General features: G+C 57.1%; 1 protein-coding gene. It reads right to left on the bottom strand.

Annotation, left to right across the window (positions count from 1 at the left end; genetic code table 11):
* Window positions 1–641: formate--tetrahydrofolate ligase (locus TPRIMZ1_RS0117145; protein WP_010263590.1), on the bottom strand; the 641-nt coding region annotated here is incomplete at both ends.

Genomic DNA, 641 nt, shown 5'->3' with positions numbered 1-641 from the left:
CCGTGGGCTATGTTCGCAAAGGGGCCGCCGTGCACAAAACTCGGCGTTCCTTCCAGGGTCTGCACCAGGTTCGGTTTCAAGGCGTCCTTCAGCAATGCCGCCATGGCCCCCTGGGCATTAAGCTGCGAGGCGGTAACCGGCTTCTCCGAACCGTCTGACTGTTTCCCGTAGGTGTAGCCTATGACAATGCGGCCTAGCCGGGCTTTAAGATCATTGATATCAGATGATAAACAGAGTATCGCCATGATTTCAGATGCTACAGTAATATCGTAAGAATCTTCCCGGGAAGCGCCGTTCGCTTTTCCGCCCAAGCCGTCCACAATAAAGCGGAGCTGCCGGTCGTTCATGTCAACGCAACGGTGCCAGGTTATCTTACGGGGATCTACGTTCAGTTTGTTACCCTGATAGATGTGGTTGTCTATCATGGCCGCAAGGAGGTTGTTCGCCGCGCCGATGGCGTGGAAGTCCCCGGTGAAGTGCAGGTTAATGTCTTCCATGGGGATGACCTGCGCCCAGCCGCCGCCTGCTGCGCCGCCCTTAACGCCGAATACCGGCCCTAGGGAGGGTTCCCGCAGCGCTACTACGACCTTCTTCCCGATCTTGGAAAGACCGTCCGCAAGACCCACGGTGGTGGTGGTCTT

Source organism: Treponema primitia ZAS-1, from assembly GCF_000297095.1.
In the GTDB taxonomy this organism is placed as follows: domain Bacteria; phylum Spirochaetota; class Spirochaetia; order Treponematales; family Breznakiellaceae; genus Termitinema; species Termitinema primitia_A.
This window is presented reverse-complemented; position numbering and strand designations above follow the sequence as displayed.